The organism is Mycolicibacterium sp. lyk4-40-TYG-92, assembly GCF_030209435.1.
In the GTDB taxonomy this organism is placed as follows: domain Bacteria; phylum Actinomycetota; class Actinomycetes; order Mycobacteriales; family Mycobacteriaceae; genus Mycobacterium.
Genome location: NZ_JARVRX010000001.1, coordinates 898,742 through 918,416, shown reverse-complemented (window position 1 = coordinate 918,416; position 19,675 = coordinate 898,742). Strand labels below are relative to the sequence as shown.

Annotated in this window: 17 protein-coding genes; 8 read left to right on the top strand and 9 right to left on the bottom strand. The window is 68.2% G+C overall.

Annotation, left to right across the window (positions count from 1 at the left end; translation table 11 throughout):
• A complete protein-coding gene (gene imuA', locus QRN63_RS04540) occupies positions 1-696 on the bottom strand; it encodes a DnaE2-dependent mutagenesis accessory factor ImuA' (RefSeq protein ID WP_267318397.1) in 696 nt (231 codons plus the stop codon).
• A 209-nt stretch (positions 697-905) separates the two neighbouring features.
• Here imuA' and QRN63_RS04535 point away from each other — a divergent pair, with 209 nt between their 5' ends.
• From QRN63_RS04535 to QRN63_RS04525, 3 genes are read left to right on the top strand one after another with little or no spacing between them, the layout of a single operon-like run.
• Positions 906-1,169, top strand: coding sequence for a hypothetical protein (locus QRN63_RS04535; protein ID WP_267318398.1), 264 nt, complete (start codon positions 906-908; stop codon positions 1,167-1,169).
• A 59-nt stretch (positions 1,170-1,228) separates the two neighbouring features.
• Complete coding sequence (locus QRN63_RS04530) at positions 1,229-2,860, top strand: S53 family peptidase (protein ID WP_267318399.1); 1,632 nt, start codon at positions 1,229-1,231, stop codon at positions 2,858-2,860.
• Positions 2,857-4,767 (top strand): GumC domain-containing protein, encoded by a 1,911-nt coding sequence (locus tag QRN63_RS04525; protein ID WP_285029614.1) that lies wholly within the window; start codon positions 2,857-2,859, stop codon positions 4,765-4,767. Before QRN63_RS04530 ends, QRN63_RS04525 begins: the two co-directional genes overlap by 4 nt.
• A gap of 1 nt (position 4,768) precedes the next feature.
• On the opposite strand, the gene guaA is transcribed toward QRN63_RS04525, so the two are convergent.
• Positions 4,769-6,328: a glutamine-hydrolyzing GMP synthase gene (guaA, locus tag QRN63_RS04520; RefSeq protein WP_267318401.1), complete on the bottom strand. Its 1,560-nt coding sequence runs from the start codon at positions 6,326-6,328 to the stop codon at positions 4,769-4,771.
• 9 nt (positions 6,329-6,337) lie between these two features.
• On the bottom strand, positions 6,338-6,895 hold the full coding sequence (locus tag QRN63_RS04515) for a TetR/AcrR family transcriptional regulator (protein WP_267318402.1): 558 nt from the start codon (positions 6,893-6,895) through the stop codon (positions 6,338-6,340).
• Between the two features lie 65 nt (positions 6,896-6,960).
• Between QRN63_RS04515 and QRN63_RS04510 the strand changes: the two genes are divergently transcribed.
• From QRN63_RS04510 to QRN63_RS04500, 3 genes are all read left to right on the top strand, one after another.
• Positions 6,961-7,830: a TauD/TfdA dioxygenase family protein gene (locus tag QRN63_RS04510; RefSeq protein ID WP_267318403.1), complete on the top strand. Its 870-nt coding sequence runs from the start codon at positions 6,961-6,963 to the stop codon at positions 7,828-7,830.
• Between the two features lie 70 nt (positions 7,831-7,900).
• A complete protein-coding gene (locus tag QRN63_RS04505; protein ID WP_285029613.1) occupies positions 7,901-8,635 on the top strand; it encodes a beta-phosphoglucomutase family hydrolase in 735 nt (244 codons plus the stop codon).
• Positions 8,636-8,642: 7 nt separating this feature from the next.
• Positions 8,643-11,003 (top strand): glycoside hydrolase family 65 protein, encoded by a 2,361-nt coding sequence (locus QRN63_RS04500; RefSeq protein ID WP_285029612.1) that lies wholly within the window; start codon positions 8,643-8,645, stop codon positions 11,001-11,003.
• 1 nt (position 11,004) lies between these two features.
• On the opposite strand, the gene QRN63_RS04495 is transcribed toward QRN63_RS04500, so the two are convergent.
• The 3 genes from QRN63_RS04495 to guaB all read right to left on the bottom strand — a co-directional run bounded on the left by QRN63_RS04495 (position 11,005) and on the right by guaB (position 15,499).
• Complete coding sequence (locus QRN63_RS04495) at positions 11,005-12,729, bottom strand: GMC family oxidoreductase (RefSeq protein ID WP_285029611.1); 1,725 nt, start codon at positions 12,727-12,729, stop codon at positions 11,005-11,007.
• Between the two features lie 67 nt (positions 12,730-12,796).
• Positions 12,797-13,924, bottom strand: a complete 1,128-nt coding sequence (locus tag QRN63_RS04490; RefSeq protein WP_267318548.1) for a GuaB3 family IMP dehydrogenase-related protein — start codon at positions 13,922-13,924, stop codon at positions 12,797-12,799.
• A 33-nt stretch (positions 13,925-13,957) separates the two neighbouring features.
• Positions 13,958-15,499 (bottom strand): IMP dehydrogenase, encoded by a 1,542-nt coding sequence (guaB, locus tag QRN63_RS04485; RefSeq protein WP_133427623.1) that lies wholly within the window; start codon positions 15,497-15,499, stop codon positions 13,958-13,960.
• A gap of 139 nt (positions 15,500-15,638) precedes the next feature.
• Between guaB and QRN63_RS04480 the strand changes: the two genes are divergently transcribed.
• Positions 15,639-16,043 (top strand): DUF5319 domain-containing protein, encoded by a 405-nt coding sequence (locus QRN63_RS04480; protein WP_020102483.1) that lies wholly within the window; start codon positions 15,639-15,641, stop codon positions 16,041-16,043.
• A gap of 217 nt (positions 16,044-16,260) precedes the next feature.
• Here the strand turns inward: QRN63_RS04480 and QRN63_RS04475 are convergent, their stop codons facing one another.
• The 3 genes from QRN63_RS04475 to QRN63_RS04465 all read right to left on the bottom strand — a co-directional run bounded on the left by QRN63_RS04475 (position 16,261) and on the right by QRN63_RS04465 (position 18,971).
• Positions 16,261-17,487, bottom strand: a complete 1,227-nt coding sequence (locus QRN63_RS04475; RefSeq protein ID WP_285029610.1) for an anti-sigma-D factor RsdA — start codon at positions 17,485-17,487, stop codon at positions 16,261-16,263.
• Complete coding sequence (locus QRN63_RS04470) at positions 17,480-18,058, bottom strand: sigma-70 family RNA polymerase sigma factor (protein WP_267318408.1); 579 nt, start codon at positions 18,056-18,058, stop codon at positions 17,480-17,482. The genes QRN63_RS04475 and QRN63_RS04470 overlap by 8 nt, the downstream gene beginning before the upstream one ends.
• Before the next feature lie 88 nt (positions 18,059-18,146).
• Entirely contained in the window at positions 18,147-18,971 is an 825-nt protein-coding gene (locus QRN63_RS04465; RefSeq protein ID WP_285029609.1) for a tetratricopeptide repeat protein, read from the bottom strand.
• Positions 18,972-19,384: 413 nt separating this feature from the next.
• On the opposite strand from QRN63_RS04465, the gene QRN63_RS04460 reads away from it, so the two are divergent.
• Entirely contained in the window at positions 19,385-19,675 is a 291-nt protein-coding gene (locus QRN63_RS04460) for a WhiB family transcriptional regulator (RefSeq protein ID WP_029105464.1), read from the top strand.

The following is a 19,675-nucleotide window of genomic DNA, read 5'->3' as shown; positions in this document are numbered from 1 at the left end:
TCAGCCACCCACCGCTCGCAGCGGGCGCATCGAGCGGCCCCGGGCCCGCGTGTCCAGCCGCACCCGGCCGATCCGTCCGCACCCCGGCACCGGGTCCCCGGCACCCGCGCCGACCACCTCGTACCCACGGACCCGGGCCTCCAACCGGGCCGTCGCCCCGGGCCAGTCGCCATCGGTGACCAGCAGGGTGCACTCGCGCTGCCGGGCCCGAGACGCCACCACCCGTGCCCGGCCGGCCGGAACAGACTTGCCGCCCAGACCGAGCAGCACCAAGTCGAGCCCGTCCATGAGCACCGCGGCCACCTCCACCGGATCCGGGCCCGGATCCGGGATCAGCGCGATGCGTTCCAGGTCGGCCCCCATCTCCACCGCGGCCAGCAGCCCGACCCTGGGCTGACCGACGATGGCCGCGTACCCACCGGACGCCGTCACCGCAGCCACCATGCGCAACGGCAGCGAGCGGGCTCCAGAGAGCACCGCGACCGTGCCGCGGGGCAACATGTCAGGCAGCAGCTCAGACTGGGAATCCGGGGATTCCAGCAAACTTTCCGCAGCGCTCGGGGCCGGTTCCGGCCGCCCTCGGTCCCGGCCGCGCAAACCTGCCGGCCCGGACATCTCGGCGATCTTGCGCCGGAGCTGTTCCAGCTGGTCAGCACGGTCAATCCGACTATCCGCCAGACTGGTCACAGCCGCCACAACAACACCTCCCGCACCATCAGACACTCCCCATATTCGAATATTTGTTCGATATCGTGAGTAAACACCCACCCACCGACAGGGTCAAGCCGCCGACGCCCCCCAACGCCGCCGTCACAGCGCGCTGACCTGTACGCTCATAACTGGAATAGGTCTGGAATCCCGCTCGGGGCTTGGCGGACCGCTGCGCTAGTGGAAGGGCATGCATCATGCGTTCGAATCGTCTGGCCCACCGCCTCACCGCCGCTGCCGGCGGCGCCGCACTCATCGCGATGATCGGCCTCACCGCCGGCTGCGGTGAAGAGAAGAAGACCCCTGAGACACCGTCATCGACCACCACGACGACGACCACGACCACATCGGCGGTCACCCCGACCGAGAAGTCGCTCAGCCCGAACGGCGGCAACCTGTTCACCCCGTCGATCACCGCCAACCCGGCGCCCACCGCCACACCGGGCACCCACCGCAACTGACAACCGACCCCGGTAATCCAAGGGCTCAACAGGATCCGGTTTGGCGCTACCGTTGCTACATGCCATCGCCGAACCGGACACCGTCAAAGCGATGGCTGATGGCTCTGGCCCTCATCGCCACCTCGGTTCTGGTCTTCAACCTGCCCACCCCGGGCCGGCCGACCACGGCGCCAGCACAACCGTCGGGCACCATCGACGGCCCCTTCGCGTCGTTACTGGCGTCGTCGACCGACCTCGGACTCGCGCATCCGCAGCGCGTCCAGCTCACCGCCGCCCTCGATGACGACTACCGGCCCGATGCGCTGATCAACTGGGCTGAGCTGCAACGGCTTTCGGTGCGCTGGCGGCCGGGCGACAACTGGGCCGTCGTCGAGGGCGAGCCAGATCGCATGGGCGCGGCCTTCGGCGTCGAGGTACACGACTACCGAAGCCGGCGGGGGCAGGAGTTCTACGCCGCACCGCAACAACCCCGGATTCCCACCGAGTTGCACGGCACCGTCAGCGAATTGGGCCGGATCCTCAGCTATACCCCGCACCACAATTCGACACCGCCGGACCCGCCGCTGAGCGCCCCGGAACGCGGTCTGACGCCGAGCCACCTCCTCAGCGCCTACCACGCCGACAAGTTGGGCGCCGCCGGCTACACCGGCAAGGGCACCACGGTGGTGGTCTTCGCCTTCAACGGCTACGACCAAGCCGACCTGGACCAGTTCTCCACCACCTTCGGCCTGCCCAAATTCACCCCGATCCTGGTCGGCGGGCAGCCCGGTGACGAGCGGGGCGAGACCACCATGGACCTCGAGGTGATCCATGCCATCGCCCCCGACGCCCGACTGGTCGTGGTCAACGCCCGTCCCACGGTCACCGGCGACGGTGCGTATCTGAAGATCGGCGAGATGTTCGAGAAGACCGACCGCGATTTCCCCGGCGCGGTCTGGAGCCTGTCGATCGGCTGGGGCTGCGACAAACTGACCACCGCGGCCGACCTCGCACCCGTCCGGTCCGCGTTGGCCGCCGCAGAAGCGCACGGCACCACAGCTTTTGACGCCAGCGGCGACCTCGCCGGACTGGAATGCAAGGGCGGTGACGACTGGGATTCCCCGCCCGGCCCGAGCGACATCGGGCTGGATTCAGTGGCGTCGCTGCCGGAGATGACCAATGTCGGCGGTAGCACCCTGTCCACCGATGCCGACGGCAGGTGGGTGGACGAACAGGCCTGGTTCAACGTCCCGCTGTCTCAGGGCACCGGCGGCGGCGTTTCCGCCCTGTTCGACCAGCCCCGCTGGCAGGCGGCCGCGGCGACCCAGGTCGACCCGAAACGCAGCGCCGGCAAGCGCCTGACGCCGGACATCTCGGCGGTCGCCGATCCGTACACCGGCGTGCGGATCGTGGTGGACAAAGAGGTGGTCGTCGGTGGCGGCACCTCGCAGTCCGCGCCGATCTGGGCCGGGCTGACCGCCGTCATGACGCAGTACCTGACCGCCAACGGCGGACGTCCGATCGGCGCGCTCAACCCGCTGCTGTACCGGATCGCCACCGGCGCCCCACGACCGGCATTCCGCGATATCACCCTGGGCGGCAACGCCGTCGACACCGCTGGGCCGGGCTACGACCTGGTCAGCGGTCTCGGCACCCCGAACGTGGAGAACCTGGCAGAAAACCTGTTGTTGCTGCAGAAGGTGACGCAATGACCACCCAGCTCGAAGACCGGCCGATGATGGAGTGCGAGGTCTGCCAGCTGGACGTCCCGGCCGGCGAGTACTGCGGGCTGTGCGGCGCACCGCTCAGCGAACACCGCCGCGACGGACCACACTGGTTGCGGGCGCGATCGTTCAGCGCCGCCCCCGGCCAGCATCTGCTTCGGCTGTCGATCACCAGTTCCCTGTTCCCCCACCTGTCCCCGCGGTCGCGCACGTCGTTCATGCTCGGGCTCATCGCCCTGGTGCTCGCACTGGTCGCAACCGCGATGCTCCGCCTGCCCGGCGCACTGGTCGCGGTCGCCGTCCTCGGGCTGCCCGTCATCTTCGGGATCTATCTGCGGGAATCCGAATTCAACAAGGACGCACCCCGCGGCAACCTGTGGCTGACCGCCGTCCTCGCCGTCGCCCTCGGCGTCGGCTGGGCACTCCTCACCGGAGTGGTGGCCGCCCGGTCCTACGGCATCCCGCTCGGCGCGGGCATCGCGGCCGCCCGCATGCTGCGCACCGGTGTGGGTGTCACGCTCGGTGGGCTCCTGCTGATGCAGGTGCCGACGCTGGTGATCCGCCTGGTCCGGCCAGGCCATCGAGAAGCCTTGCACGGCTACGCCATCGGCGCCCATGCCGCCATCTACTTCACCGCGGCGGCAACCCTGACCCGGCTGGCCCCGCAGTTCGGCACGGGCATGGTCAATCGGGATCGACCATTGCAGGGCCTGTTGGTCGAAGCCGGCATCCGCGGTTTGGCGACCCCCATCATCGCGGCCACCGTCGGCGGTCTGATCGGTGCGGCGCTGTGGTTCACCCGGCCGCCCAACAAGGCACACCAACATCGCGGCTATGTCCGGCTGACGCTGACCCTGATCGCGGTGGCCGTCGCCGTGGTCTATGCCCTGCTCGGCCTGATCGATACGGTCCAGCTGCCCCAGTTCGTCCAACTGGCAATGTACTTCGGGCTCACCATGATCGCGCTGCTGGCGTTGCGCGTCGGGCTGCACCTGGCACTCCTGCACGAGGCGCACGACGACTACAACATGGACGAGCCGCTGCTGTGCACCCAGTGCGGCCACGTGGTGCCCGACGCGCCGTTCTGCGCGGCCTGCGGTGCCGCCACCCGCGCCTCCCCACGCGCCACACGGCATGGCCAGCGCACCGACCGCCCGGCACCCGCCGACACCATGGCCGTCGGCCTGCTGCCCGGCTATTCGCTGCACGCCCCCGCTTACTCGGCACCGCCCACCCGGACCACGAAACGCGTTCAGGTGGCGCTGATCTTCGCCCTCGCCGCCGTGGTGGTGGCCGCGCTCCTGGTCGGGGTGTCCGGCCTGCTGGAGAAACCGGCCGTGCGGTACGTGTGCCCGCCGGAATGCGGCCATCCGCCCATGGGCCAACCGGTGACCATCAACCCCCGGTTCACCGCACCCGACGGCTCGTTCAGCGTCGCCTACCCAGCAGTCGGATCGGCATACGACGTCACCAAGGACGACCATGGCGTGCTGGCGAAACTGCTCGCCGGTGACGGCGGGATGCTGCAGTTGTTCAGCCGGCCCGCGACCGGGCGTAAGCCGAAAGACATTGCGGCCCAACTGGTCTCGTCGACCTATCCGGACGCCAAGACCGCGTACGAGATTCCGAACGCCATGGTCGGATACCAGTCGGGCTACGGCATCGTCGCCGACTGGTATCCGCAGGGCGCGAGCCGCCAATACACCCGGATGCGGCTGCTGGTGCTCGTCGCCGTCAAGAACGACTTAGCACTGATCGCCGCGGCGGCGGGTCCGTACCACCGCTTCGGTCCGGACTTCGGCTCCGGGAAGCCGTCCGCCGTCGGCCTGCAACTGGCCCTGGACATGGGCCAGTACGTCAACAGCTTCGCGTGGCGGGGCGACCCGCCGCGCTAGCTCACTCCCACTCGATGGTGCCCGGCGGCTTGCTGGTGATGTCCAGCACCACGCGGTTGACCTCGGGTACCTCGTTGGTGATCCGGGTCGAAATGCGTTCCAGCACTTCGTAAGGAACGCGAGTCCAGTCGGCGGTCATGGCGTCCTCGCTGGACACCGGGCGCAGCACGATCGGGTGCCCGTAGGTCCGCCCGTCGCCCTGCACGCCGACCGAGCGCACGTCGGCGAGCAGCACCACCGGGCACTGCCAGATGCTCTGATCCTGGCCGGCCGCAGTGAGCTCCTCGCGGGCGATCGAGTCGGCGCGGCGCAGGGTGTCCAACCGGGAGCCCGTCACCTCGCCGACGATCCGGATACCCAGGCCGGGCCCCGGGAACGGTTGGCGCCCAACGATTTCCTCGGGCAGGCCGAGCTCGCGGCCGACGGCACGCACCTCGTCCTTGAACAGCAGCCGCAACGGCTCGACGAGTTTGAACTTCAGGTCCTCGGGCAGACCGCCGACGTTGTGGTGGCTCTTGATGTTGGCGGTACCCGTGCCGCCGCCGGATTCGACGACGTCCGGGTAGAGCGTGCCCTGCACCAGGTATTCGATCTCGGACTCGCTCGATCCCAAGGTGTCGCGCACCGCGCCCTCGAAGGCCCGGATGAACTCGCGGCCGATGATCTTGCGCTTGCCTTCGGGGTTGGTCACCCCGGACAGGGCGTCGAGGAACCGGTCGGCTTCGTCGACGGTGACGAGCTTGGCGCCGGTCGCGGCGACGAAGTCACGTTCGACCTGCTCGCGCTCACCCGCGCGCAGCAGGCCGTGGTCGACGAACACACAGGTCAGCCGGTCGCCGATGGCGCGCTGCACCAGTGCCGCCGCCACCGCCGAGTCGACGCCGCCGGACAGGCCGCAGATGGCCTGGCCGTCGCCGATCTGCTCGCGCACCTGCTCGACCAGCTGGTCGGCGATGTTGGCGGCGGTCCAGGTCGCGCCGATGCCGGCGAAGTCGTGCAGGAAGCGGCTGAGCACCTGCTGGCCGTGCGGAGAGTGCATCACCTCGGGGTGGTACTGGACGCCGGCCAGCTTGCGGGCCCGGTCCTCGAACGCGGCGACCGGGGCACCGGGGCTGCTGGCCACGACGTCGAAGCCGGCGGGCGCCGCGGTGACCGCGTCACCGTGGCTCATCCACACCGGCTGCGTGGCCGGCAGGCCCGAATGCAGTTCTCCGCCGGCGACTTTCAGCTCGGTCCGGCCATATTCACTGGTGCCGGTGTGCGCCACGGTGCCGCCGAGCGCCTGGGCCATGGCCTGGAAGCCATAGCAGATACCGAACACCGGGACGCCGAGATCGAAGATCGCGGCGTCCAGTTGCGGGGCGCCGTCGTCGTAGACGCTGGACGGGCCGCCGGACAGCACGATGGCCTGCGGATTCTTGGCCTTGATGTCCTCGACCGTCGCGGTATGCGGCAGCACCTCGGAGAACACGCGAGCCTCGCGGACCCGGCGGGCGATCAGCTGCGCGTACTGCGCACCGAAGTCGATGACCAGAACGGGCTGTGAAGCTGGTGTTTGCACCCGCCCAGTCTAGTGGTGGGCGGCCGGCGGCTCTGCCAGCCGCTCGGCCGCCGCGCCCACGGCGGCGCGCACGTCGTCGTCGGTCATCTCACCGAGGCCCAGCGCCGGCCGCAGGAATGGCCCGAGCAGTCGCCAGCCGAGTTGCAGCGCGATGATGTTGCCCACCGCGAGCCGGGCCTGGTGCTCGTCGGCGTACCGCGGCAGGAATTCGTCGAGCAGGCGCGCCATGTTGGGAAATGTCGTCTGCAACTCCCCGACCGGGTACCCATCGAGCGCGGCCCGCGCGATCACCCGGAGCTGCCGGTCCAGCGCCGCCTCGATCACGTCGGCCGGCGCAGCGGTGTCGATCAGCTCCTTGAGCCGTTGCCCCAGATGGTCCAGGACCGCTCCGACCAGCTTGTCCTTGGAGCCGAGGTGCCGGAACACCAGTCCGTGGTTGACGTTCGACTTGGCGGCGATGTCCCGGATCGACGTAGCCGCGGGACCACGGGCGGCGAACAGCTCCGCTGCCGCCTCGAGGACGGCCGCGACAACCTCGTCCCGGCCCACTGGCACACCCGTAGTCATGCGGCTACACTAGCGTCCACGTGCTGTAGTCAAGTGACTACAGTGCTTTCGCTGAAAGGAACGTCATGCTCACTGCCACCAAACTGACCAGCAAGATCGGCGCCGTCATCGACGGCGTGCGACTGGGCGGTGACCTGTCCCCCGAGACCGTCGCCGAGATCCGCGCCGCGCTACTGGAGCACAAGGTCATCTTTTTCCGCGGCCAGGACCACCTCGATGACGACCAACAGCAGGCCTTCGGCCGACTCATGGGCGAACTGGTCGGTCACCATGCCATGAAGCGAGACGGTGCGCCGATCATCACGCCGATCGACTCCGAGTACGGCAAGGCCAATCAATGGCACACCGACGTCACGTTCGCCCCCGACTATCCGTCGGCGTCGATCCTGCGGGCTGTCACCCTGCCCGCCTACGGCGGCTCGACGCTCTGGGCGTCCACCGCCGCGGCGTACGACGCGCTGCCCGCGCCCTTGAAGTCGCTGGTCGAGAACCTGCGGGCCGTGCACTCCAACCGGTTCGACTACATCAAAGAGGTCGCCATCGTCGCGCGGGAACTGAGTGACGAGCAGCGGGGCTATATGGAGGCGTTCCAGAAGCCCGACTTCCGCACCGAACACCCCGTGGTCCGGGTCCACCCCGAAACCGGCGAACGCACCCTGCTGGCCGGCAATTTCGTCCGCGGCTTCGTCGGCCTGGACAGCTACGAGTCAGCTGCGCTACTCGAGCTGCTGCAACGCCGAATCACCATGGCGGAGAACACCGTTCGCTGGGACTGGCAGCCGGGCGACGTCGCGATGTGGGACAACCGTGCCACCCAGCACCGCGCCGTCGACGACTACGACGGCCAGCACCGGCTGATGCACCGCGTCACGCTGACCGGCGACGTCCCGGTCGACGTGCACGGAGCGCCGAGCCGCGTGATCAGCGCGGCATAGCGCCGACGAATAACCGGGCCGAAAAGCGGGAAAGGACACAGCAGAACCGCTCCCGATCGAAAGAGCAACAATGCTGGGTCTCCCCGAAGCTGTGCACGCCTGCCTGTTCGACCTCGACGGCGTCCTGACCGACACCGCGAGCGTGCACAAGAAGGCCTGGAAGGCGATGTTCGACGACTACCTGCGGCAACGCGCCGACCGTGACGGCGAACCATTCGTCCCGTTCGACAGCCACGACGACTACCTGCGGTACGTCGACGGCAAGCCGCGCCAGGACGGCGTCCGCTCGTTTCTGCGCAGCCGCGGCATCGACCTCCCCGACGGCGGCCCGGACGACCCGCCGGACGCCGAGACCGTCGCCGGGCTGGGCAACCGCAAGAACGAGATGTTCCAGAAGGTGCTGCACGACGACGGCGTCGAGGCGTTCAGCGGCTCCCGGCGATATCTGGAGGCCGTGGCCGCAGCAGGACTCGGCATCGCGGTCGTGTCGTCGAGCGCCAATACCCGCCAGGTGCTCGACGCCACGCGGCTGTCTCGGTTTGTCCAGCAGCGGGTCGACGGGCTGACCCTGCGCGACGAGCACCTCGCGGGCAAGCCGGCACCGGACTCGTTCCTGCGGGCAGCACAACTCTTGGGTGTCGAACCGGCGGCGGCTGCCGTCTTCGAAGACGCGTTGGCCGGCGTCGCGGCGGGCAGAAACGGCCGCTTCGGGTACGTCGTCGGGGTGGACCGGGCCGATCAAGCCGCGCAGCTACGTGCCAGCGGCGCCGACGTCGTCGTCAACGACCTGGCCGAGCTGCTGTAGGCCGACGATGATCACCCAGGAATCATTTCCCGTCGAGCCATGGCAGGTCCGCGAGACGCAGCTGGACCTCGACCTGCTGGCGCAGTCGGAGTCCGTGTTCGCATTGTCCAACGGGCACATCGGGTTTCGCGGCAATCTTGACGAGGGCGAACCGCACGGGCTGCCCGGCACCTATCTCAACTCGTTCTACGAGACCCGTCCCCTGCCGTATGCCGAAAGCGGATTCGGCTATCCCCAGGGCGGCGAGACCATCGTCGACGTCACCAACGGCAAGATCATCCGCCTCCTGGTGGACGACGAGCCCTTCGACGTCCGCTACGGCGAACTCATCGACCACGAGAGAATCCTGGACCTGCGCGCCGGCACCCTCTCCCGCACCGTGCACTGGCGGTCGCCGGCCGGAAAGCAGGTGCAGGTCAAGTCGACTCGGCTGGTCTCACTGGCCCAGCGCAGCGTCGCGGCCATCGAATACATCGTCGAGGCCGTCGGCGAATTCGCCCGTGTCACAGTGCAATCCGAGCTGGTCGCCAACGAGGATCAGCCGAAAACCACATCAGATCCCCGCGTCGCGGCCGCCCTTGCCAACCCACTGCAGCCGATACACCACGAACACAATCAACACAGCGGCCTGCTGATCCACCAGACCAAGCGCAGCGGCCTGATGATGGCCGCCGCGATGGACCACGAGATCGAGGTCCCGGGCCGTGTCGAGGTGGCCACTGACGCCCGCCCGGATCTGGCGCGCACCACCGTGATCTGCGGGCTGCGACCGGGCCAGCAACTGCGCATCGTGAAGTATCTCGCCTACGGCTGGTCGAGCCTGCGGTCGCGGCCCGCGCTGCGGGACCAGGTCGCCGGTGCGCTCGCCGGCGCGCACTACAGCGGGTGGCAGGGCCTGCTGGACCTGCAGCGCACCTACCTCGACGACTTCTGGGACAGTGCCGACGTCGAGGTCGACGGTGACCCTGACTGCCAGCAGGCCGTGCGGTTCGGGCTGTTCCACGTGCTGCAGGCCAGTGCCCGCGCGGAATGCCGCGGTATCGCCGGCAAGGGGCTGACCGGAACCGGCTACGACGGTCACGCGTTCTGGGACACCGAAGGTTTCGTCCTCCCGGTACTCACCTACACCAAACCGCATACCGTCGCCGATGCCCTGCGATGGCGCGCCTCTACCCTGGAAATGGCGAAAAGCCGTGCGGCCGAACTGGGTTTGCGCGGCGCGAGCTTCCCGTGGCGCACCATATCCGGCCCCGAGTGCTCGGCCTACTGGCCTGCCGGCACCGCGGCATGGCACGTCAACGCCGACATCGCGATGGCGTTCGAGCGCTACCGCAACGCCACCGGGGACGACTCCCTGGAACTCGACTGCGGCCTGACCGTCCTGGTGGAGACGGCACGGTTGTGGATGTCGTTGGGGCACCACGACCGGCACGGGGTCTGGCATCTCGACGGCGTCACCGGCCCCGACGAGTACACCGCGATGGTGCGCGACAACGTCTTCACCAATCTGATGGCGGCACACAACCTGCGCGTCGCCGCGGACGCCTGCACGCGGCACCCCGACAACGCCTACGCCATGGGCGTGACCAACGAGGAGACCGCTGCCTGGCGCGATGCCGCTGCCGCCGCGCACATCCCGTACGACGACGAACTCGCCGTGCATCCGCAGTGCGAGGGCTTCACGACCTTCGCGGAATGGCAGTTCACGCCCGACACCGCCTATCCCCTCTTCATGCACCACCCGTACGTACGGCTGTATCCGGCGCAGGTGATCAAGCAGGCAGACCTCGTACTGGCCATGCAGTGGCAGGGCCACGCCTTCACCGCCCGACAGAAGGCACACAACGTCGACTACTACGAGCGGCGCACGGTCCGGGATTCGTCGCTGTCCGCGTGTAGCCAGGCGGTGATGTGCGCCGAGGTCGGTCACCTGGAATTGGCGCACGACTATGCCTACGAGGCGGCCCTGATCGACCTCCGCGATCTGCACCACAACACCCGCGACGGGCTGCACATGGCGTCACTGGCCGGCGCCTGGATCGCCCTGGTCGCCGGTTTCGGTGGCCTGCGCGATGACGAAGGGGTCCTGGCGCTCGACCCGCAGCTGCCGGACAGCCTGGCTCGGCTCCGATTTCGATTGCGGTGGAGGGAATTTCGGATCACGGTCGATGCGACGCACCGCGAGGTGACCTACACCCTGCGCGACGGCCCCGACTCCACCCTGGTGATCAGGCACGCCGGCGACGACCTCACGCTGAGTACGCGCGAACCGACCGTCGTCGACGTCAAGCCGCGGCAGTCGCTACTGCCCCCGCCACCGCAACCGCCGGGCCGGGAGCCCACGCACCGGCGGTTCAGCTCCGCCTGACCTAAACCGGGGTGATCGGCAGCCGGCGCAGCGCGCCGGGTGCGTCAGCCGGGACCACGGGACGGTCCGGGGCGACCGGTTCGATCCGCCGGTAGGGCTCACCCTGGGCCGGACGCAGGTCGTCCTGCCCCTTGTTCGGCCACAGCGACGCCGCGCGCTCGGCCTGCGCCGCGATCGAAAGTGACGGATTCACACCGAGATTCGCCGAGATCGCGGCACCGTCCGTGACGAACAGCGTCGGGTAGTTGTAGACGCGGTGGTAGGGGTCGATGACGCCCGTCCGGGCGCTGTCACCGATCGCCGCACCACCCAGGAAGTGGGCGGTCAGCGGGATGTTGAACAGCTCGCCCCAGGTGCCGCCGGCGATGCCGCCGACCTTCTCGGCCATCCGCCGGGTCGCCTCGTTGCCGACCGGGATCCAGGTCGGGTTGGGCTCGCCGTGGCCCTGCTTGGACGACATGATCCGGATGCCACCGGGCCCACGCTTGGTGAACGTGGTGATCGAGTTGTCGAGGTGCTGCATCACCAGCGCGATCACGGTGCGCTCACTCCACCGCTTGGGGTTGAGCAACCGGATCAGCTCACGCGGGTCCTCACCGGCCTGGTTCAGGAACTGCTTCCACCGCGGCACGTCGGTGCCCTGCGGGCCGGCGCCGTCGGTCATGAGCGTCTGCAGCATGCCCATGGCGTTCGAGCCCTTGCCGTACCGCACCGGCTCGATGTGGGTGTCCGGCGTCGGGTGGATCGACGACGTGATGGCCACGCCGTGCGTCAGGTCCATGTCGGTGGGCACTTCGCGGGTCTGCGCGCCCACGATCGACTCTGAGTTGGTACGGGTGAGCACGCCGAGCTTGTCCGAAAGCTTGGTCAGCTTTCCGGTGTCGCGCACCTTGAACAACAGCTTCTGCGTGTTGTACGTACCGGCCGCCACGATGAGGTACTTGGCGGTGAAGGTCCGCTTGCCGCGCCGCACCCGGCCGTTGGTGCGTCGGGTCGACACCTCCCACAGCCCGTCGCCGCGCTGCTCGAAGCTGGTGACCGTGGTCAGCGGATGTACTTGTGCCCCAGCCTTTTCCGCCAGACCGAGGTAGTTCTTCACCAGGGTGTTCTTGGCGCCATGCCGGCAGCCCGTCATGCACTCACCGCATTCGATGCAGCCGGTGCGGGCCGGGCCGGCCCCGCCGAAGTACGGGTCGGGCACCGTCTTGCCCGGGGTCTTCTCACCATCCGGTCCGAAGAACACACCGACGGGCGTCGCGACGAAGGTGTCGGCGCACCCCATGTCCTCGGCGACCTCTTTGATGATCTTGTCCGCGTCGGTGAACGTCGGATTCTTGACCACACCGAGCATGCGCTGCGCCTGCTCGTAATGCGGCATCAGTTCGGCGCGCCAGTCGGTGATGTTCTTCCACTGCGGGTCGTTGAAGAACGGGTCCGGCGGGATGTAGAGGGTGTTGGCGTAGTTCAGCGAACCACCGCCGACGCCCGCACCGGCCAGGATCATCACGTTGCGCAGCAGGTGGATCCGCTGGATGCCGTACATGCCGAACTTGGGCGCCCACAAGAACTTTCGCAGGTCCCATGAAGTCTTTGCGAAGTCGGCATCGGAATACCGGGGGCCGGCTTCCAACACTCCAACGCGGTACCCCTTCTCGGTGAGCCGGAGGGCGCTGACGCTGCCTCCGAAACCCGAGCCGATGATCAAGACGTCGTAGTCAGGCTCCATGGCAGAAGTATGGACCTACCGCTCGGTAACCAGCTACAAAGGTAAGCCTAACTCGCTACCGCCGGTACTAGCTACCGACGGTGAGGCCTACCTTCTGGAACTCCTTGAGGTCGCAGTACCCGGCCTTGGCCATCGACCGGCGCAGGCCACCGACCAGGTTGACCGAACCGAAGGGGTCGTCCGACGGGCCGCCCAGCACCCGTTCGAGCGACGGCCGCTCGCCCAGCGCCACCTGCAGCAGCGCGCCACGCGGCAGCGACGGGTGCGCCGCGGCAGCCGGCCAGAACCAGCCGTCACCAGGCGCTTCGGCCGCCGCGGCCAACGGGGTACCCAGCAGAACCGCGTCGGCGCCGCAGGCGATGGCCTTGGCCAGGTCACCCGAGGTGTGGATGTCGCCGTCGGCCAGCACGTGCACGTAGCGGCCACCGGTCTCGTCGAGGTACTCGCGCCGCGCGGCGGCGGCGTCGGCGATGGCGGTGGCCATCGGCACACTGATGCCCAGGACCTCGTCGCTGGTCGTCGCGCCGTAGGTCGAGCCGTAGCCGACGATGACGCCGGCCGCGCCGGTACGCATGAGGTGCAGCGCGGTGCGGTGGTCGAGCACGCCGCCGGCCACCACCGGGACGTCCAGCTCGGAGATGAAGGTCTTGAGGTTGAGCGGCTCGCCGTCCTGCGCCACCCGCTCGGCCGAGATGATCGTGCCCTGGATGACCAGCAGGTCGATCCCGGCCGCCACCAGCGTCGGCGTCAGGGCCTGGGCGTTCTGCGGGCTGACACGCACCGCGGTGGTGACGCCGGCTTCACGGACCCGCGCGACGGCGGCACCGAGCAGCTCCGGATCCAGCGGCGCCGCGTGGAGTTGCTGCAGCAGCCGGACGGCGGCCGACGGGTCGTCTTCCTTGGCCGCAAGCTCGACCACCTGGGCGAGCTTGTCCTCGACATCGCGGTGCCGGCCGATCAGGCCCTCACCGTTGAGCACCCCGAGGCCGCCGAGGCGGCCCATCTCGATGGCGAACTCGGGCGACACCAACGAGTCCGTCGGGTGCGCCAGGACCGGAATCTCGAACCGGTAGGCGTCCAGCTGCCAGGCGGTGGAAACGTCCTGGCTGGAGCGGGTGCGCCGGGACGGCACGATGTTGATGTCGTCGAGTTCATAGGTACGACGAGCGGTCCGGCCCATGCCGATTTCGACCATGTCACGCATGTGTGTTCTTGACTTCCCTGTCAGTTAGCGCGAGGAATAGTTCGGTGCTTCGACTGTCATCGTGATGTCGTGCGGGTGGCTTTCCTTCAAGCCCGCCGCCGTGATCTGCACGAACTGCGCCTGCTGCAGTTGCTCGATGGTGGCCGAACCGGTGTAGCCCATGGCCGCCCGCAGGCCGCCGGTGAGCTGGTGAATGACCGTGGACAGCGGACCGCGGAACGGCACCCGACCTTCGATGCCCTCGGGCACCAGCTTGTCCTCGGACAGCACGTCGTCCTGGAAGTAGCGGTCCTTGGAGTAGGACTTGCCCTGCCCGCGGCCCTGCATGGCGCCGAGCGAACCCATGCCGCGGTAGCTCTTGAACTGCTTGCCGTTGACGAAGATCAGCTCGCCCGGCGATTCCGCGGTACCGGCCAGCAGCGAACCGAGCATGGCGGTCGAGGCGCCGGCGGCGAGGGCCTTGGCGATGTCGCCCGAGTACTGCAGGCCGCCGTCGGCGATGACCGGGACGCCGTACGGACGGCACGCGGCGGTCGCCTCGAGGATCGCGGTGATCTGCGGGGCGCCGACACCGGCGATGACGCGGGTGGTGCAGATGGAGCCGGGGCCGACACCCACCTTGACGGCGTCCGCGCCGGCCTCGCACAGCGCGGCGGCAGCGGACCGGGTGGCGACGTTTCCGCCCACGACCTCGATCTTCTCGCCGACGGCCTTCTTGAGGCGCGCGACCATGTCCAGCACGCCGCGGTTGTGGGCGTGCGCGGTGTCGACGATCAGCACGTCGACACCGGCGTCGGCCAGTGTCATGGCGCGGGTCCAGGCGTCGTCACCGACACCGACAGCGGCACCGACCAGGAGACGGCCGTCGCTGTCCTTGGTGGCCAGCGGGAACTGCTCGGTCTTGACGAAGTCCTTGACGGTGATCAGGCCGGTGAGCTTGCCGTGGCCGTCGACGATGGGCAGCTTCTCGATCTTGTGCCGGCGCAGCAGGCCCAGCGCGGCCTCGGCCGAGACGCCCTCCTGGGCGGTGATCAGCGGCGCCTTGGTCATCACCTCTGCGACGGCCTTGTCCTGGTCGACCTCGAAGCGCATGTCGCGGTTGGTGATGATGCCGACGAGCTGTCCCGAGGTATCCACGACGGGCAGGCCGGAGATCCGGAATCGGGCGCACATGGCGTCGACCTCGGCCAGGGTGTTGCTCGGCGAGCAGGTGACCGGGTCGGTGACCATTCCGGCCTCGGACCGCTTGACGGTCTCGACCTGCGCGGCCTGCTCGCTGAGCGGCAGGTTGCGGTGCAGCACGCCCATACCGCCGGCACGGGCCATCGCGATGGCCATCCGCGACTCGGTGACGGTGTCCATGGCCGAGCTGACCAGCGGCACCCGCAGCCGGATGTTGCGCGTCAACTGGCTGGACGTATCGGCGGTCGCCGGGATGATGTCGGACGCCGCAGGCAATAGCAGAACGTCGTCGAAGGTCAGCCCGAGCATCGCGACCTTGGTCGGATCGTCACCGCCGGTCGGCACCGGAACGGAGATGGGAACGCTGCTTTCAGCGATCGACATGGGTGGGGCCTCCAGGGCAGACACAGGGATCTAAAAATCCATCCTATCGGCCCAGACCTCGTGCGCCGAACCACACTCTGTGGCGGCTCGCCGGGGTAACGGCTGGCGCATCGTCGGGGGTGATAAGTAGGGTGGACCTGTGCGTGACCACCTGCCGCCGGGCTTGCCACCCGACCCGTTCGCCGACGATCCCATGGACCCGTCGGCCGTTCTGGACGCGCTGGAGCCCGGACAACCCCTGGACCCGCAGGAACGCATGGCCGTCGAAGCCGATCTCGCCGATCTGGCAGTGTACGAAACCCTGTTGGCGCACAAAGGCATTCGCGGCCTCGTCGTCTGTTGCGACGAATGTCAGCAGGACCATTACCACGACTGGGACATGCTGCGGGCGAACCTGCTGCAGCTGCTGGTTGACGGCACCGTCCGTCCACACGAGCCGGCCTACGATCCCGAACCGGATGCCTACGTCACGTGGGACTACTGCCGCGGGTATGCCGATGCGTCGCTCAACGAAGCGACTTCGGAACACGACGGCTACCGCTGATTCTTTCTGTTGACGTGCCCGACATCACGTCGGCGTGTTGATATTGCGCTGAGGGCGAAATTCGCCGAGTAGCGAGCGCCGCCATTACCGACTCAACGGCCAAACCCAGGCGAATTGCGTTGACCCTGCGCGCAGGGCGCAAAAAGCCGAGTAGGCAACGCCGCCTTTACAGGGTCAACGGTCCGGCAGCTCACGACCGGCCGGTCGCCGCATGACTTCAGTGCTGCCCGTGTCCCGATCCTGATCCCGATCCCGACGGCGCTTGCGTCGTCGTCACGACCGACCGCTCCCGTGTCGGCTCCGGCTGCGCTTCCTTGGTTGTCGGCGCGACGGTCGGCTGCACTGCCGGGACCGTCGGTGCCGGTGTGGTCACCGAGGGCACTGCGACAGTCGGGGCGACGGTCGTGACCGTCTGCGCGGGAGCCGGGCTCTGCGTCGGCGAGGGCGCGACCGTGGCCGTCGGCGTGGCGGTCGCCGTCGGCGGGTTGGTGACGACGGGCTCGCTCGAGGGCACGGTGGCCGTGGACACGGCGGACGACGGCGTCGACGTGGCGGTCGTGCTGCTCGGCGACGACGAACTCGCGGTCTCGGTCGAGGAGGTCGCGGACGTCGTCGTCGACGAGGCCGACGTGGTCGACGAGGCCGACGTGGTCGTTGTGGTCGTCGGCTCCGAGGACGAGGTCGACGTCGCGGACGTGTCCGTCGAGGTGGCCGTCGTGGCTGACGAGGTAGTCGTCGACGTGCTCGATGGCGAGGTCGACGACGTCGTCTCGACCACCGGGACCGGCAACAGCGTCAGCGGCGAGGACGGCAGGACCGGCATCGGCTCCCCCGGCGGGGGCAGCGTCGCGGCAGGGTTCTGCTCAACCACCTTGTAGGTCAAGGCATTCCACTGCTGGATCAGCTGCTGCTTGTGTTCGGGCGCGTCGACGCTCTGCACGGTCGGGCCCAGCGCCTGGAGCTTCTCCTGCGCCTGCTGCCATTGGCCGTTGTCGATGAGCTGCTGCACCTGCTGCATCTCAGTCTGCGCAGCCAGCATCACCTGGTCGTCGCGGCTGGCCTTGTCGGAGCCGAACATCGCGGTGTGCAAGCCGTACAGCGACGAGTTCGGCCCGGCGGCGTAGATCGCGGTGCCGAAGCCACCGAGGCACAGCAGCGCGGCGGCAACCGAGCCGACGATCGTCAGCGATGTCCGGGATTCCTTGCGGTGCAACCCGTTCTGCAAAGCGGCGACGGCGTCACGAGCCGTGACGGGCGTCGTCACCGCGGGTTCGCGGATGCTGTCGCGCCAGTCGGCGAGCAGGAACGCCAGCTCGGCTTCCGTGGAATCGGTCGAGTACGCGTGCTGGTCGGCGGCGAGCGCGTCGAAGAATCGGTCGACGCGTCGAATCTCGTTGAGCGAGGGGTCGCCGCCGCCCGGCGGCCATTGTCCGGAGTCAGGCATGGCCGCGCTCCGTCGAACCGATCTCGGTCTTCAACCGTGCCAACGCACGGTGCTGCGCGACGCGGACCGCGCCGGCGGTGCTGCCGACGGCCTCGGCGGTCTCCTCGGCGCTCATGCCGACGACGACGCGCAGGATCAGGATTTCGCGCTGTTTCTCGGGCAGCACCGAGAGCAACCGGTTCATCCGGGCCGCCGAGTCGGCGTCGATGGCCAACTGTTCCGGGCCCAGCTCGGTCGACGCGCGGTCCGGCAGATTGTCGGTGGCTTCAGCACGGTTGCGGCCGGCGGCACGATGCGCGTCAGCAACCTTGTGAGCGGCAATGCCGTACACGAAAGCCAGGAACGGCCGTCCCTGGTCCTTGTACCGCGGCAGCGCCGTGATCACAGCTAAACACACCTCCTGAGCCACATCGTCTGCGGAAACACCCTGTCGTTCGCCGACCCCGAATCGCGCACGGCAGTACCGAACGACGATCGGGCGGATGGTTTCCAGCACCTTGCGGAGCGCATCACGATTGCCGGCAACTGCGTCAGCAACAACAGCATCGAGACCATCTCCCGAAAATGTCATCGTGGGCGCAATCTCCAGCGTTACGGACGAGGCAGTGCCGTGGTTGGTATGTCAGGACAACAGTAATGACTGGTGCGGGCTACCAGATTCATCCCGCCCATCGCCCGCCGCGGTCGCGCACGGCGGCCGCCGCCGCGTCGCGGACCTGTGCCATCGCTTCCGGACTGTGCCCGGCGCTCCCGATATCGCTCAACAAGCAGCCCAATGCCCAGGTCAGCGGCACCAACCCGAAGTGCTGGGTGCGTTCCAGAGCAGCGTCGGCGACGCGGCGGGACTCGTCGAACCGGCCGGCGCTGCACAGCGCGGCCGAGTACACGACGTCGGTTTTCACGGCGTGGCGCGGCGAGCCGAGGTCACCGACGAGCGCACGGGCGCGTTCGGCATGAGCGACGGAGTCCTCGCCCCGGCCACTGACCATGGCCAACTCAGCGCTCACCCAGGCCAGCCGGACCCGCTGACGCGGTATCCCGCTGTTGTCGGTGTCGACCGCGGCTCGCTCGAGCAACCGCTGCGATGCCGCGAAGCGGCCGATCCCGAGGGCGTCGGCGGCCAGGCCGACGAGGGCGTCGGCCCGCGCTTCGGTGGCGTCCGGCCGATGGGCGACCAGGGCCCAGGCCCGGCCGTCGGCAACCCGGGCGAGGCGATGCCAACCGAGCTGCCGGAGAAACGACGCCCGGGTGCTCTGCGCCAGCGACAGCAACGGACCGCGACCTCGCCGCGCCACGTCATCGAGATCGGCGGTGGCGGCGGCGTATCGACCTTGACCGCCCGCGGCCACGGCGCGCAGCCACAGTTCGTCGATCGAACGCGCCGCAGGCAGCGGCCAGCACGGCAGGTCGTTGCCGAAAGCGGCGTCGTACAGATGGACGGCTGGCGGGTCGGCAGTGCCCGTCCTGGTACCGGTTGCGGTCATCGAGTCAGCACGGTATCAATGTCGCCGCGCCACATGGCCGCGTCCTCTCGCCGTGCGAGTTCGGCAGCTTTCGTTAATAATTAATGCTGGCCGTGTTAACAACATGTCAACGACTTCCAATTCCGCCACATATTGACAAACGTGGCGAACTGTCGCGAACTGCCGAAACAGGTGGCTTCCGACAATATCGCCACCACTAGTTTCGTTTCCAAAGCATCGCGCAGATGAACGTGATGTAAATTCTTGACCTGCGCTTATGGTGTTTCGCACAGGGCGTGGCTATTGACGGAATTTGCCGAATCCTTCTACTTTGTGTGCACGAGTTGTCATCGGCGACAAGTTCTCGGGTCATTTGCAGATCAACGCGCATCCACAGATTTTCGAATCGGACGCGCGGGGAGGAGTCATTCCCAATGCCACAGCCGCAGCAGCTTCCCGGACCCAACGCCGATATGTGGGATTGGCAGATGCACGGCGTTTGCCGTGGCGTCGACTCAGCGGTCTTTTTTCATCCCGATGGCGAGCGCGGCCGGGCTCGGGCCCAGCGCGAAATGCGCGCCAAGGAAATGTGCCGGGCCTGCCCGGTGATCACTCAGTGCCGGTCGCACGCACTCGCGGTCGGCGAACCGTACGGCATCTGGGGCGGGCTCAGCGAAGGTGAGCGCGAACTGTTGCTCAAGCGGGGCATCCGCCGCGCGTCGTAG